This window comes from Pseudoalteromonas sp. GW168-MNA-CIBAN-0100, from assembly GCF_040309225.1.
Lineage (GTDB): Bacteria > Pseudomonadota > Gammaproteobacteria > Enterobacterales > Alteromonadaceae > Pseudoalteromonas > Pseudoalteromonas arctica.
In genome coordinates, this window is sequence record NZ_JBEOOL010000820.1 from 1 (window position 1) to 253 (window position 253).

Annotated in this window: 1 protein-coding gene; it reads left to right on the top strand. The window is 44.3% G+C overall.

The annotated features are described in order from the left end of the window. Positions 1-253 (top strand): DUF2057 family protein (locus AAEY62_RS23570; protein WP_350636882.1); only part of this gene is annotated, 253 nt, incomplete at both ends.

Below are 253 nucleotides of genomic sequence, written 5' to 3' on the forward strand. Positions count from 1 at the left end.
GCGGGTAAAGATTATATTTTAGAGTTTAATCGTGCCAAAAATGCGGTTGCGGCTAAAGTATTTGCACAGTCGCCACAAGTAAGCTTAAAAGCAAAAGGAAGTGCACTGGCTGCGCCATTAAGTGTAATTTCTAATGCCCAGCTTACAAACACTGTGCCAGTACAGCAAGTTAGTAATACAACGGCAATGGCAACAAGCGCCAGCGAAGTAAGTAAACTCGTTGCACCTATTAATGGTAAGGGCATGCCCAGCG